Here is a 13,127-nt window from a genome sequence, read left to right as displayed (position 1 = left end):
ACGATGCATGTACCTGGGACTTTTAACAGTTTTTTCCTGGGTGGGTTCGAGTGCTCAACTCACCGCCGTTTCGATAACCGTCGCCTGGATTTAATCCAGGCGACGGGGCATGATCGCTTTGCGAAAGCCGACTTTGCGCGCTTGCGTACCCATCGTATTCAGGCTGCTCGTGATGGTGTGCGCTGGCATCTGATTGAGACGCGGCCAGGTTTTTTTGACTGGTCGAGCCTGCTTCCCCAGGTCAAAGCCGCCCGGGAAGAGGGTGTCCAGATTGTGTGGGACCTGTGCCACTATGGGTGGCCTGACGACATCGATATTTGGTATCCCGGCTTTGTGGAACGCTTTGAGCGATTCACAAAGGCTGTTGCCACGTTTATGCGTGACGAAGGCATAGAGGTACCCTTTTATTGTCCAGTCAATGAAATATCTTTTTGGGCATGGGGTGGTGGTGATACGGGTCAATTCAACCCCAAGGGTGTCAAGCGGGGAGCTGAACTCAAGCATCAGTTGATCCGAGCCTCGATTGCTGCCATCGAAGCCATTCGTGGTGTTGCGCCCAAGGCTCGGTTCGTCCAGGCGGACCCACTCATCAATGTGATTCCTGCCTCAGGTAGAGCAGCAGACCGCGAGGCGGCCGAAGCCTACCGGCAGTCTCAGTTCGAAGCCTGGGACATGCTGTGTGGAAAAGCTTGGCCGGGGCTCGGTGGGAAGGCTGAATATCTTGATATCGTTGGGCTCAACTTCTATTCCGACAATCAATGGTTTAACGGCGGTAAAACCGTTTTTCGGGATGATCCACTGTATCGTCCCTTGCGTGGAATGTTGGCTGAGGTCTATGCCCGCTACCAGCGACCGCTCATGATTGCAGAGACAGGAGCGGAAGGTGAGGCGAGGCCTTCATGGCTGGCATACGTATGTGAAGAAGTTCGTAATGCCATGACTCAGGATATCCCTGTCGAAGGCATTTGCCTGTATCCGATCTTGGACTATCCAGGATGGAACGATGAGCGCCTATGTGAAGTCGGTTTATATGGTTATGCTGATCTTCAGGGTCATCGAGCCATTTATTCTCCGTTGGCAGAAGAGCTGGAGCGTCAACAGGCTCAGTTCGCTGCGATGGCTGAAGGGCAGGCTTCATGAGCAACACTTCCAGTTCTCCAGGGGGGCGACCGTTCCCCTCTCGTCCGATCGCGTTTCTATGGCGCTATGTCTGTCGGCGCCGTTTGGCGTTTGGAGGGTTGTTTTTCCTAATGGTTGGCGGCGCCACCTGCGCCGTTGCCGTTCAGTACGCCATGAAGCTTCTTGTGGATGCTATGGCCAGTGACAACCGAATGGAAGCCAATGTCTGGCTCCCCTTTGGTTTTTTCATCGGACTTATTGCTCTTGAAAACATCCTGTGGCGAGGAGGTGGGTGGCTTGGCTGTCGGACTATTGTCAGGACAGGCGTAGATCTGCGAATCGATCTGTTCGAGTATCTGACCGGCCACCCAATGCGTTACTTCAAGGAGCATTTCTCTGGCGCATTGGGCAATCGAATCAATCAGACCAGCACAGCCGTCGCGAATATTTTTTCCGCGTTGACGTGGCGTATCGTTCCGCCCTGTACCGATTTCCTGGGGGCGGTAGTCGTTATGCTGTCCATCCGCTGGGAAATGGCGCTGGCGTTGATAGGCTTTGTGCTGCTGGTTGGCTGCATCATTACGGGTTTTGGCATCCGTGGTCGCCATAAGCATCAGGCCTTTGCCGAGCAAGCGTCGCGTGTAGGCGGAGAGGTCGTAGACATGGTTTCCAATGTCTGGACTATCAAGGCTTTTTCGGCTCAGGCTCGAGAGCGTGATCGCTTGGCGCAGGAACTGGGTGTTGAGGCACGTGCTCAGCGTCGTAGCTGGATGTATGTTGAAAAAGCGCGAGTTCTACACGATATATGCCTGACCTTGATGGCTGGCTCTATGCTGCTCTGGGCTATTTACCTGTGGCGACAAGGTACTGTTACGCCTGGTGACGTCGTCGTGGTAAGTGCACTGACCTTCCGTATTCTGCATGGCTCCAGAGACTTGGCGCTGGCACTGGTCGATGCCGCGCAGCAGTTCGGAACGGTGGCCGATACGCTCAAGGTGATTGCTCAGCCCCATGGCATTCAGGACACGGAAAACGCTGCTACTCTCAATGCCAAATCAGGCTCCATCACGTTTGAGCATGTTTCGTTCAGCTATCCTGACGGATCCAAAGTCATTGATGACCTGTCCTTGCACATTCCCTCAGGCCAAAAGGTTGGACTAGTGGGCACCTCCGGGGCAGGCAAGTCTACGTTGATTAACCTTCTTCAACGTCTGGATGAAGTGAATAGCGGTCGAATTCTTATCGATGGTCAGCCTATTCATGAAGTCAGCCAAGACAGCTTGCGCGCAGCCATTGCAGTGGTGCCGCAAGAGATCGCTCTCTTCAATCGCTCCATCCGTGAAAATATCCGTTATGGAAAACCTGATGCTACGGATGAAGAGGTCTATAAAGCAGCTTGCCACGCCTATTGCGATCATTTCATACGCCAGCTACCCGAAGGGTACAACACACTGGTAGGCGAACGAGGGGCTCGCTTGTCAGGAGGGCAGCGTCAGCGCTTGGGCATTGCGCGGGCGTTTCTGAAAGGCTCCCCCATCCTGATTCTGGATGAGGCGACCTCTGCGCTGGACACGCATTCGGAAAAGGAAATTCAGATGGCGCTGACGGACCTGGTTCGTGGACGCACTGTTCTGGCAGTAGCCCATCGGTTGTCTACAGTCGCATCGTTCGATCGGGTCATCGTGATGGACAAAGGGCGTATTGTCGAAGATGGCCCACCGGCTGTTCTGCAGCGAAGTGGAGGACTGTTCGAGTCGTTATGGACTATCCAGGCCAAGGGGCTTGATGACGTACAGGCCCAACACCGCAATGCAGGTTAAATAAAAAACCGGCCATTCAGGCCGGTTTTTCACGAGCATCAGACTTATCGGTTAATAAGGCCCATGAACTCGGCGCGTGTTGCATCGTTGCTACGGAACTGGCCAAGCATGACGGAAGTAACCATCGATGAGTTTTGCTTCTCGACGCCGCGCATCATCATGCACATATGTTGAGCCTCGATGACTACCGCGACACCCGCCGCGTTGGTGACTTTCTGAATCGCCTCCGCAATTTCACGGGTCATGTTTTCCTGAATCTGCAGGCGGCGCGCGTACATATCAACGATGCGGGCAACTTTGGACAAGCCCAGCACCTTGCCGCTTGGCATATAGGCTACGTGAGCTTTGCCGATAAAGGGCAGCATATGGTGCTCGCACAGGGAATACAGCTCGATGTTTTTGACCAATACCATCTCGCTATTGTCTGAAGTGAACAGCGCATCTCCAACCACTTCTTCCAACGTCTGGTTGTAGCCTTTGCACAGGTACTGCATGGCTTTGGCGGCACGTTTGGGCGTATCCAGCAAGCCTTCCCGGGAAACATCCTCGCCTAACTGAGAAAGAATGGCGGAGTAGTGTTGTTCCAATGACATGGTAATTCCTATGGATATTGACACCGCAGCGATGCGGGATGAGGAGAGTAGGGGCTGCGGCGATTAAAATCAATTCTGACTGGAAAGCTAGGTTATTCGTCCCGACCTTCCAGCATGGTTCGTTTAAGCAGTACATAGACGGCGCCAGTACCGCCATGGCGCGGTTGGCAAGACACAAAGCCCAGCACCTGAGAATGTTGACGCAACCAAGTGTTGACATGACTCTTGATGAGCGGACGTCGTCCATCAAGGCGCGCTGCCTTCCCGTGAGTAATGCGAACGCAGCGAACTTCGAATTTCGTTGCCTCAGCGATAAAGTCCCACAGTGTCGCGCGCGCTTTCTCTACCGTCATGCCATGCAAATCCAGGCTGCCGTCAAACGGAATCTGCCCGGCCTTGAGCTTACGAATCTGGCTATCCTGAACACCATCACGTGCCCAGTAAAGCTCGTCTTCAGCCCCCACGTCGATGATGAACTGATCAGACAACCCATCAACCTTGATAGCTGCCGTTGACTGTATGGCGGCTTCACGACGCTTGACGACCTGCTGACGATCCGTGCGCGGTTTACCGGTGTCTGCATGGTCATCTACCAAGCGTCGAACGCCTCGCATTTCACTGGCGAATGATGAGAAATCGTCGTCTGGCATAGGGCCTCCAAATGATTTCATCATTTTACTGGATAGACATGCAGGTACGCTAACCTTCCAGCAACTCAGTGACATATTGCAAGGCCAGGCGTTGTCTATTCGCCCAGTTGCCTCCGATGCACCGATAGGTTTGCTTATGGTTATCCAGCCACGTTTTACAAGCCTCATAAAAGGCCAGGCGGTCTCGCATATCAGGCTGGCAGCGCTGCCCGTCGCTGTTCCAGGGTACCTCCCGCGGGTCCAGCAGCAGATGCAGATCGTAGTGGCGCGCAAGCAATGCAGCTTCCAGCCAGTCTGGGCAATCATCGAATAGAAAGCGGCTCCACAAGATGTTGCTTAAGAGATGAGTATCTAGGATCAGAAGAGCGGGGCGCTGCTGGCGTGCTGCGTCTTCATGTTCAAGCTGACGACGCGCGATAGGGGTGATGTCTTCGTAGGTAGTATCGCGCCCTAGCGTAGCAAAGTATTCCCGCACATATTCGCCTACCAGCATTCCGTCCAGATTGTCTTTGAGCGTTTGAGCCAACCATGACTTGCCAGTGGATTCAGGGCCTGTCAGTACGATCACCTTCATACGGTTGCTACCTCACGTCGCCATACAAACCAGCCGCGCGCGGCCAAACCAACAAACAGTACATAGAGCAGGGCGGTCAGGTAGAGGGCCTTGTAGATAAAGAGCGCAACGTAGATTACATCGACTACGAACCAAAGCACCCAACATTCGACCCGCTTCTGTGCCATCCAGAGCTGAGCAACCAGGCTAAAGCTGGTCAGCCCCGCATCCAGCCAGGGCTGGCTTGCGTCGGTATGGGTGCTCATTAAATAACCTAAGGCAATTGTCCCGAGAGCACCTACCAGCAGATTACCCAGCAGAGCTGCATTTGAAAGACGAGTGACGTGTCGTCCTTGATGATCTTGTCCGCCCTTGACCCACTGCCACCAGCCATAGAGCTGCAGAACGGCATAAACGCCCTGAAGCAGCATATCTGAGTACAGTTTGACATCATAAAAGACCCAGGCATACATCACGACCATGACTAATCCGACCGGCCAGGCCCAAACATTTTGCCGAACCGTGAGCCAGACCGCGATAACGCCTAAAACGGCTGCAACTATTTCAAAAGAAGACACCCTAAGCACCCTGGGAAAATATGTCGGACAGGGACCGTATCTTACCTTCAGTTGTATCGCTCCGTTTTATTGAACGTATGCCAACGAAAAGTAAGGCCTCTGGTATTGTTCACGGCGTTCCGGTTGTAGACCTGACTCCCCCAGTTGAATAAGCAAGCTAGCGCTGCTACCTCGGCAGCTATATGGAGAAACGAATGGATCTATGGAGTGCCATCCAGGCGCTAATTTTGGGCATCGTAGAAGGCTTGACCGAGTTTCTGCCGATCTCAAGTACAGGTCACCAGATTATTGTGGCCGACCTGTTGGGATTTGGTGGCGATAGAGCCATGGCGTTCAACATCATTATTCAGTTGGGTGCGATTCTGGCTGTCGTTTGGGAGTTTCGCCGCAAGATCATCGATGTCGTAGTCGGCCTGCCCCGTCAACGAGAGGCTCAACGGTTTACCGTAAATCTGATGGTAGCCTTCTTTCCAGCCGTCATTCTGGGCGTTGCCTTTGCCGATGCGATCCATGAATACCTGTTCAATCCCATCACGGTAGCCATGGCACTGGTTATTGGTGGCGTGATCATGCTGTGGGCGGAGCGGCGCCAACACAACACGAATATCGATCATGTCGATGACATGACCTGGGTCGATGCGCTCAAGATTGGCTGCATTCAATGTTTGGCTATGATCCCAGGTACTTCCCGTTCGGGGTCTACCATTATTGGTGGTTTGCTGATTGGCCTTTCTCGAAAAGCTGCAACCGAGTTTTCATTCTTTCTCGCCATGCCTACCATGGTCGGCGCCGCGGTCTATTCAGGCTACAAGTACAGGGATCTTTTTCAGCCCAGTGACCTACCTGTATTCGCTATCGGTTTCATCACGTCCTTTATTTTCGCGATGATCGCCGTGCGTGGTCTCCTGAAATTTATTGGTAACCACAGTTATGCGATGTTCGCCTGGTATCGGATCGTCTTTGGTCTGCTGATCCTGGCAACCTGGAAGTTTGGCTGGGTGGATTGGACGTCTGCAGTGGCTTGAGTAAGGTCGCGAATCGAATGCCATGGAAGAGTTTCTCATGGCATTCGACAGTCACTGAGGCGGTATTCGGGGCGGGGTGGACGGTTGTCCAGTGAATACACGCTAGCTAGATATTCTAATTATTCTAGGAGGACGTGCTCAACACGTCCTCTTTCACCGATATTATCGGAGTTGCAAAACTTCATTACAGTGTGAACGCACGCGCTGAAGCAGCTCAGGGTCCTTATCCAGCGAACCATTGAGTGCTGGGAACATCCTCAATAACTGAGCCTGCCAGGCCTCACTCTTGTATTGCTCAGGGAAGCAGCGCTGAATGAGCGTAAGCATGATCGAGACTGACGTCGACGCGCCTGGAGAGGCACCCAGTAGCGCTGCAATCGATCCGTCCTGTGCCGACACGATTTCCGTTCCGAACTGCAGAGTGCCGCCCGTCTTGGGATCTTTCTTGATGATCTGAACGCGTTGACCTGCAATCTCAAGGCGCCAGTCATTCTTGTCCACTTCTGGATAAAAGCCCCGAAGCTCCTCGATACGCTGGTCGAACGTCTGCATGACCTGACCGATCAGATACTTGGTCAAGGGCATGTTATCCCGTGCCACAGCCAGCATGGGGCCCAGATTATTGGCTCGAATGGATTTAGGCAGGTCCATAAAGGAGCCTTGCTTCAGGAATTTCGTTGTGAAGCCTGCAAATGGACCAAACAGTAGAGATTTCTTGCCGTCCACGACACGCGTATCCAGATGGGGTACGGACATGGGGGGCGAGCCTACGCTTGCCTTGCCATACACCTTGGCCTGATGCTGACTGACCACTTCCGGCTTGTCACAGCGCAGCCATTGACCGCTCACCGGGAAACCGCCATAACCGTGGCTTTCCGGTATATCGGATTTTTGCAGGAGTGGTAGAGCACCGCCGCCTGCGCCAAGAAAAACAAACCGGGCCCGTAAGGTGCGAGTTGCGCCGGTCTGGGTATCTTGGATGGTCAGTCGCCAGCGATTGTCAGGCTCGCGATGCAGATCGGTAACCTTCTGGTTATACGTAATCTTGGTACCCGGCTGCTTGGTCAGGTGATGGAGCAGGTTAGTGGTCAGTGCGCCAAAGTTCACGTCGGTACCGCTCTCAGTGCGTGTCGCCGCGATCTTTTCATTCGTGGTGCGTCCCTTCATCATCAGGGGCATCCACTCTTCAAGCTTTGCACGATCTTCGGTGTATTCCATCCCGGCAAACAAGGGGTTCGCCGACAATGCTTCGAAGCGCTTGCGCAGGAACGAAATATCCTTATCGCCGCGGACAAAGCTTAGGTGAGGAACAGGATTGATAAAGCTTCTAGGCGAATCGAAATGGCCCTGTTCGACAAGGTAGGTCCAGAACTGCTTGGACGTTTCGAACATGATGTTGATATCGATGGCCTTGGTAATGTTTACCGTACCGTCCTTGCCTTCCGGGGTGTAGTTCAGCTCGCAAAGTGCTGCGTGACCTGTGCCGGCATTGTTCCAAGGGTTGGAACTTTCGGCGGCGCCGGAACTGAGTAGCTCTAGAACTTCCACATTCAATGAGGGGTCGAGTTCCTTGAGCATGACAGCAAGCGTCGCACTCATGATGCCGGCTCCCACGAAAACGAGATCCGACTCTCCGCTACCACGTTGGGTCATTAATGGTACTCCTGAAGCACAAGGTCATTCTTGAATTATAAAGGCCAAGCCTTTTACGACTTGAGCCTGCATTACCTAGTTCAGATACCTCGAGCTCGCGTGCCAGACACATCTGGCTGTGACGCGATGCAAAGCCACACCTTATCCATATGGGGCTTGAGGCATAAAACACAAACGGAAATACGTTATAAACAATCTTAAGCCAGATCGTAAGCAGACTAACAATGCTGACAGATAATTTTGTTGAAGACAGTCGGCGGCGATGCTTAAGGAAACGAAGAATATCGCTGCGGTCAGGCATCATGGCTGCCTGATGGAAGGATCGAGTACACAACGACTCGATAAGGTGAGCGACGTAGGAAAAGGCATTTTCTCTTTTCAACAGCCGGACATACCGGAACATGCTTGAAATATCCGTTTCATGGGCGAATCGGAAAAGCATGGCGGATGATACAAGCGCGGAGCTCAGGATAAAACCCAAAAGCGGTGGACTTTTAATAAATCTCACCGCTTTTTGTAGCGTTATATACTAAAGGCTACATTGGCCTAGCCAATTACACCTTGGCTACGCAGGTAATCATCATAGGTACCACTGAAGTCAGTAATACCTGTTTCGGTCAGCTCAACAATACGGGTGGCGAGCGAGGACACAAATTCGCGGTCGTGGCTGACAAAAATCAGTGTACCGGGATAGTTTTCGAGCGCCAGATTCAAGGCTTCGATGGACTCCATATCCAAGTGGTTTGTCGGCTCGTCCATTACCAGTACGTTAGGCTTTTTGAGGATAAGCTTGCCAAACAGCATACGACCCTGTTCGCCACCCGAGATGACTTTTACAGACTTCTGAATGTCATCGTTGGAGAATAGCATCCGACCTAGCGTTCCACGTACCAGCTGTTCTCCGCCCTGGGTCCATTGGCCCATCCAGTCGAACAGGTTGATATCGTCTTCGAAATCCTCAGCATGATCCTGGGCGAAGTAGCCAACCTCCGCGCTATCTGTCCACTTGACTTCACCTTTATCGACAGGCAACTCGCCGACAAGGCAGCGGAGAAGGGTGGTTTTACCAATCCCGTTCGGTCCGATAATGGCTACGCGCTCACCGGCTTCAATCTGAAGACTCAAGCGGTCAAAAAGCAGCTTGCCGTCATAGCCCTTGGCAACGTTCTCTAACGTTACAGCCTGGCGATGCAGTTTCTTAGTCTGTTCGAAGCGAATAAAGGGGCTTACCCGGCTGGAAGGCTTTACCTCTTCAAGCTGAATCTTGTCGATCTGGCGTGCTCGGCTTGTAGCTTGCTTTGCTTTGGATGCGTTAGCCGAGAAACGGCTGACAAAGGACTGAAGCTCGGCAATCTGTGCTTTTTTCTTTGCATTATCAGACAGCAAACGCTCACGCGCCTGGGTGGCGGCCGTCATGTATTCGTCGTAGTTGCCAGGAAACAGACGCAGCTCACCATAATCCAGATCGGCCATGTGCGTGCAGACGCTGTTAAGAAAGTGGCGATCGTGCGAAATGATGATCATGGTGCTGTTACGCGCAGTGAGTACACCTTCGAGCCAGCGGATTGTGTTGATATCCAGGTGGTTGGTAGGTTCGTCCAACAGCAACACGTCTGGATCTGAAAACAGCGCCTGCGCGAGAAGCACGCGAAGCTTCCAGCCTGGCGATACGGCACTCATGAGACCAAAATGCTGTTCAAGAGGAATACCGAGCCCGAGCAGTAGTTCGCCTGCACGTGATTCGGCTGTGTAGCCATCCATTTCAGCAAACTGAACTTCAAGCTCGGCAACCGCCATGCCGTCGTCTTCCGACATTTCCGGAAGTGCATAAATGCGATCACGCTCGGCTTTAATCCTCCACAGCTCGGTGTGCCCCATGATGACCGTATCGATGACGGTAAACTCCTCATAGGCGAACTGATCTTGGCGCAGCTTACCCAGACGAGTATTCGGCTCCAACATGACCTGACCCGCTGATGGTTCCAGATCACCACCCAGAATCTTCATGAAGGTCGACTTGCCACAACCGTTCGCGCCGATCAGGCCGTAACGGTTGCTATTGCCGAATTTGACTGAAACATTTTCAAACAGGGGCTTTGCCCCGAACTGCATGGTGATATTGGCGGTGGAGATCAAGAGTCTTACCTGTCGCGGTGTCCAGACTGTCATAAGCGAGGCGAGGACCGATTCAAGGCCAATTTGAAGTTTTGCCAGCTCGTTGCAGTCTGATTGTGAAGAGATCCAGTGGCGTAAGGCGATAGCAGCAGTTGAACGCTATGACCCAGCTGACCGGTGATGAAAGCGGGATTCGTTCCCGACATTAGGCATATTGTGGCATAACTGTGCCTACAGTTATACGGTGGCCAATGATGAAGGTTTGGCTTAAAGGTGTACGGCAAGATTTATGGTTTCGACTCCTCCAACTGTTCATAGGAAACGGTAGAAACCGGCGTAATCATATTCGGACTTCAATGTAAAAAATGTATTTAGCCTTTGAGCGGTTTGAAGAGACCAGTCATGAAGAGAAACGTCCTGTTAATTGCTATTGCTTTTGTGTGCTTGGCTGGATGTAGTCCAACCGAGAAGGATGCTATTGAAAAAAGTCAGGCGTTAGTCAAGAAAGAGCTGAAAGACCCAAAGTCAGCAAAATTTGGGTATACCTACTTTTTAGGCTCATTGAGTAGCGGGACTGGGGACGGATATGTATGTGGACGCTTAAGCGGGGTAGGCGTCAGGGAAACTGCTCCACGTTTCATGAGGTATGTTTCGTCAGTGTCAGTTAAAGAAAATACATTAGTTATAAATAATATATGGGTCGAGGCTCCTGACAATACGAGTATTCTGGGTACCAAAGAAACGATCTTTGATCGACTCTATTGGAATAAATACTGTGTTGATGCAAGGCATCCAGCTAGCCAATCAGGAATCTGAATATTAATTTTTGATATTGCGAAGTTTGTTATCTAGAGAAAGTGAAATTTTTTTAAATTCAACTTATTGATCTGGCTGCGCTAATAAGAATACAGAGAGAAGTCATCGGGTTTCGCTGTTTATGTGCATAATAAAGTGGCTAGTAGTGATGCGCGTTTCTAAATTAATTCTTTTGGTTTTAAATGGCAGATATAGCTCACATTGCTAGAAATAAGTATATGCCAAGGTGAAAATGTTAATATCGCCACCTTGGTATATTCTGGTTGCCTGATCGTGGCCTATTCTAGCTACGGGCATCTGGTTAAATGAAGCTCTCCATTTGGTATCTTCATTGACCATCCTGCCGGTTCTATTAGCACTTGAGAATAAAGTCCATCCATAGTTTTTTTAGCAGCACACAGTCGGTCTCCAAATGATTTGTCTTGGTAAATTACCATCGTCGGCCTGCCTCTTTCGAATATTGAGCTTGCTTTCCAAACATAGGAAAAAACAATCAGTGCCAATAATGAATAGCATGCAATGCGCACATTCCTACCTGCGCTTTCGATAATAATCGAGAGTGCCAGAACAAAGCAAAGCATCGCAATCAAGTTTATTCCGACAAAATAACGGTCAGGGAACGTCGAGTTGTATCCGTTTAGCAGCGTCGTCAGTCCCCCGCGCATCTTGAATGTTAGCGCGACGTAGATGAACAGCGATGCAGCTGAGAATGCGAGTATAAACCACTTACCGTTCCTGCGGGAAAGGTAAAGTGCACATGCAATAAGTGTAATAAATACAACCAATAAAACTATAGAAGTAACATCGGTCATGTTTCTATAAATTAAATGAACGAATGGGTAGAGCACACTCCTTGCTACAATCGCCTCTACAGCATGATTTTGGTCCCACGCTATAGGTAGCGACGAGCCTGGTCGAACGTTGTCCTTTACCGCGATAATGTAGGTTAGAGAAATCAAGCATAGTGGTGCTAAGCTTTTAATAGTGGCGAGGAGGTTCCTGTTTTTTAGGAGGTAAAGCGCTGCGTATAGAAATACCAGTAACGCAACGACTGGGTTTGTTATCACGAACAAAACTAAAATCGCATCGATAGTAATAGTGCCGATAATTCCAAGCGTTTGGTCTCTTATCATCAGAAGAAAAATAGAAGCCAGCGGCAAAAAGAACCCTATTTGGAGAATCCTTCCAAATATTTCATTTCCATGCAGACCCACTGGAGCCATTACAATTAGAATGTAAAGCACGATCCTCAATGGGTGGCTGATAATACCTTGCGTAGCAAGGTAGCCAAGCGTAGCGATAGCGGCAAAAAAAGCATATGAAAATATAGCTATAAAGAAAGCCAATCCTTCTATGTGGCTTCCTGTAAAAATATAGCTTGTTTTTGCAGCTAGCCAAAGCATAGCGACATTTAGGACGACCTTATAATCAGGCCTTGCATTCCATGCAGTTTGTAGCCATCCATGCTCCATTCCCATACCTGTCCAAACACCATCTTCAGCAAATACAGTCGGATTGAGGAGTGGCTCTGAATTTCGCATAAAAAATAACATGAATGCTATTGCGAAAAGATTTATTGCTACAAGTGCCGAAATTGCAGTAGATGACCTGGGTGCTTTTTTGTTGTGCCATAAATAAGATTCGTTAGTAAGCATGAGGACTTCCAATTAAGGCATGACTAGTATCAGGAGCGTATTAAAAAGCTAAATTTTTAAAGTATTTATTAAAATCATCTGGCTGGTTGCTTATTCTTGATCCATTTTTTAAAAATGGATGATTTATAAAATTCATGAAAGTTTGAAGTGAAGTGTTTTTTTATTTCATATCCTTATTGTCTTTTAAGGGGGTGTGAGTTTGTTGCGGAGTATAAAGACCGCCCGAGAGGTGTGAAAGAGTCTAGATGGTTTATATTTTCAGTTTACCAGGGCGCTGGGGGATTAAAAATTGATTACGGTTGTACAAGCGTGGAAAGCTATCCACCAGCTCGCTTCCTTCGGCATGTGCTGCGGATAGAAGAGCGGGGGAAACGCAGATTGTCTTTGGCGTTGTATATGCGATAGGCGATTATCTATGCAACGCGAGGGCTGACAAATTAGGGCATCGCTAGCAAGGGGAGGGCCAACGCAGCGCTTGGGACTCCTAGCTCAGTGGCGAGAAAACTGCTATTTATTGATCCATGAGTAGAGGCAGATCTATGCCTAGACT

11 protein-coding genes and 1 pseudogene are annotated in these 13,127 nt (G+C 50.4%); 4 read left to right on the top strand and 8 right to left on the bottom strand.

Annotated features, from left to right (window positions below; translation table 11 throughout):
- Positions 1 to 3 precede the first annotated feature (3 nt).
- Both JQR90_RS10495 and JQR90_RS10490 read left to right on the top strand, forming a co-directional pair.
- Positions 4 to 1,140, top strand: coding sequence for a family 1 glycosylhydrolase (locus JQR90_RS10495; RefSeq protein WP_073450724.1), 1,137 nt, complete (start codon positions 4 to 6; stop codon positions 1,138 to 1,140).
- A complete protein-coding gene (locus JQR90_RS10490; RefSeq protein ID WP_434140002.1) occupies positions 1,137 to 2,939 on the top strand; it encodes an ABC transporter ATP-binding protein in 1,803 nt (600 codons plus the stop codon). Before JQR90_RS10495 ends, JQR90_RS10490 begins: the two co-directional genes overlap by 4 nt.
- 44 nt (positions 2,940 to 2,983) lie before the next feature.
- On the opposite strand, the gene folE is transcribed toward JQR90_RS10490, so the two are convergent.
- The 4 genes from folE to pnuC all read right to left on the bottom strand — a co-directional run bounded on the left by folE (position 2,984) and on the right by pnuC (position 5,313).
- Positions 2,984 to 3,532 carry a GTP cyclohydrolase I FolE gene (gene folE, locus JQR90_RS10485; protein WP_010798424.1) on the bottom strand — a complete coding sequence of 183 codons (549 nt, stop codon included), beginning with the start codon at positions 3,530 to 3,532 and terminating at the stop codon, positions 2,984 to 2,986.
- Between the two features lie 92 nt (positions 3,533 to 3,624).
- The gene (locus JQR90_RS10480) at positions 3,625 to 4,182 is read right to left on the bottom strand and encodes a Smr/MutS family protein (RefSeq protein ID WP_010798423.1); all 558 of its coding nucleotides are present in this window, start codon (positions 4,180 to 4,182) and stop codon (positions 3,625 to 3,627) included.
- Between the two features lie 49 nt (positions 4,183 to 4,231).
- Positions 4,232 to 4,756 (bottom strand): AAA family ATPase, encoded by a 525-nt coding sequence (locus JQR90_RS10475; RefSeq protein WP_010798422.1) that lies wholly within the window; start codon positions 4,754 to 4,756, stop codon positions 4,232 to 4,234.
- The gene (gene pnuC / locus JQR90_RS10470) at positions 4,753 to 5,313 is read right to left on the bottom strand and encodes a nicotinamide riboside transporter PnuC (protein ID WP_037030284.1); all 561 of its coding nucleotides are present in this window, start codon (positions 5,311 to 5,313) and stop codon (positions 4,753 to 4,755) included. The genes JQR90_RS10475 and pnuC overlap by 4 nt, the downstream gene beginning before the upstream one ends.
- A 194-nt stretch (positions 5,314 to 5,507) precedes the next feature.
- Here pnuC and JQR90_RS10465 point away from each other — a divergent pair, with 194 nt between their 5' ends.
- Positions 5,508 to 6,338 (top strand): undecaprenyl-diphosphate phosphatase, encoded by an 831-nt coding sequence (locus JQR90_RS10465; RefSeq protein ID WP_010798420.1) that lies wholly within the window; start codon positions 5,508 to 5,510, stop codon positions 6,336 to 6,338.
- Between the two features lie 162 nt (positions 6,339 to 6,500).
- Here JQR90_RS10465 and mqo read toward each other — a convergent pair whose 3' ends face one another.
- The 3 genes and pseudogenes from mqo to JQR90_RS10450 form a co-directional block, all read right to left on the bottom strand.
- On the bottom strand, positions 6,501 to 7,991 hold the full coding sequence (gene mqo / locus JQR90_RS10460) for a malate dehydrogenase (quinone) (protein ID WP_073450725.1): 1,491 nt from the start codon (positions 7,989 to 7,991) through the stop codon (positions 6,501 to 6,503).
- Between the two features lie 546 nt (positions 7,992 to 8,537).
- Positions 8,538 to 10,127 (bottom strand): ABC-F family ATPase, encoded by a 1,590-nt coding sequence (locus JQR90_RS10455; protein ID WP_037030283.1) that lies wholly within the window; start codon positions 10,125 to 10,127, stop codon positions 8,538 to 8,540.
- Positions 10,128 to 10,166: 39 nt separating this feature from the next.
- Positions 10,167 to 10,366: pseudogene (locus JQR90_RS10450) on the bottom strand (site-specific integrase); the annotation flags it as partial.
- A 142-nt stretch (positions 10,367 to 10,508) separates the two neighbouring features.
- On the opposite strand from JQR90_RS10450, the gene JQR90_RS10445 reads away from it, so the two are divergent.
- Positions 10,509 to 10,922, top strand: coding sequence for a hypothetical protein (locus JQR90_RS10445; RefSeq protein WP_010798416.1), 414 nt, complete (start codon positions 10,509 to 10,511; stop codon positions 10,920 to 10,922).
- A gap of 287 nt (positions 10,923 to 11,209) precedes the next feature.
- Here the strand turns inward: JQR90_RS10445 and JQR90_RS10440 are convergent, their stop codons facing one another.
- Positions 11,210 to 12,577: a hypothetical protein gene (locus JQR90_RS10440; RefSeq protein ID WP_010798415.1), complete on the bottom strand. Its 1,368-nt coding sequence runs from the start codon at positions 12,575 to 12,577 to the stop codon at positions 11,210 to 11,212.
- Between the last annotated feature and the right edge of the window lie 550 nt (positions 12,578 to 13,127).

The organism is Pseudomonas sp. JZ114 (assembly GCF_051027705.1).
Classification (GTDB): domain Bacteria; phylum Pseudomonadota; class Gammaproteobacteria; order Pseudomonadales; family Pseudomonadaceae; genus Chryseomonas; species Chryseomonas luteola.
This window is presented reverse-complemented; position numbering and strand designations above follow the sequence as displayed.

Excerpts from the sequence above, each read along its gene's own strand:
- JQR90_RS10480 (WP_010798423.1), bottom strand. The coding sequence starts at position 4,182 with ATGCCAGACGACGATTTCTCATCATTCGCCAGTGAAATGCGAGGCGTT.
- JQR90_RS10440 (WP_010798415.1), bottom strand. The coding sequence starts at position 12,577 with ATGCTTACTAACGAATCTTATTTATGGCACAACAAAAAAGCACCCAGG.
- mqo (WP_073450725.1), bottom strand. The coding sequence starts at position 7,991 with ATGACCCAACGTGGTAGCGGAGAGTCGGATCTCGTTTTCGTGGGAGCC.
- folE (WP_010798424.1), bottom strand. The coding sequence starts at position 3,532 with ATGTCATTGGAACAACACTACTCCGCCATTCTTTCTCAGTTAGGCGAG.
- JQR90_RS10495 (WP_073450724.1), top strand. The coding sequence starts at position 4 with ATGCATGTACCTGGGACTTTTAACAGTTTTTTCCTGGGTGGGTTCGAG.
- JQR90_RS10490 (WP_434140002.1), top strand. The coding sequence starts at position 1,137 with ATGAGCAACACTTCCAGTTCTCCAGGGGGGCGACCGTTCCCCTCTCGT.
- JQR90_RS10465 (WP_010798420.1), top strand. The coding sequence starts at position 5,508 with ATGGATCTATGGAGTGCCATCCAGGCGCTAATTTTGGGCATCGTAGAA.
- JQR90_RS10475 (WP_010798422.1), bottom strand. The coding sequence starts at position 4,756 with ATGAAGGTGATCGTACTGACAGGCCCTGAATCCACTGGCAAGTCATGG.
- JQR90_RS10445 (WP_010798416.1), top strand. The coding sequence starts at position 10,509 with ATGAAGAGAAACGTCCTGTTAATTGCTATTGCTTTTGTGTGCTTGGCT.